This window comes from Pseudoalteromonas sp. MER144-MNA-CIBAN-0113 (genome assembly GCF_040308965.1).
Taxonomy (GTDB): domain Bacteria; phylum Pseudomonadota; class Gammaproteobacteria; order Enterobacterales; family Alteromonadaceae; genus Pseudoalteromonas; species Pseudoalteromonas tetraodonis.
Window position 1 is genome coordinate 1 of record NZ_JBEOOG010000445.1, and the last position, 257, is coordinate 257.

Annotated in this window: 1 protein-coding gene; it reads left to right on the forward strand. The window is 41.2% G+C overall.

All coding sequences use genetic code 11. From position 1 onward, the window contains the following. A partial coding sequence (locus AAEY57_RS20430; protein ID WP_350608715.1) for a DnaB-like helicase N-terminal domain-containing protein occupies positions 1–257 on the forward strand: 257 nt, incomplete at both ends.

Here is a 257-nt window from a genome sequence, read left to right on the forward strand (position 1 = left end):
GCGTAGCGGAGCTTGTTGTATCACAGGATTTTTATACCCGCACGCACAAGTTAATTTTTGAGGCGATGACGGCACTTGCTGAGATTGGCGATCCGATAGATTTAATCACTATTTCTGAAAGTTTAGAAAAAAATAATAAACTTGCAGGAATTGGGGGTTTTGCTTATTTAGCAGAAATAGCTAAAAACACGCCAAGCGCTGCTAACATTGACGCTTACGCAAGTATTGTACGCGAACGTGCTGTTGTACGTGAAATG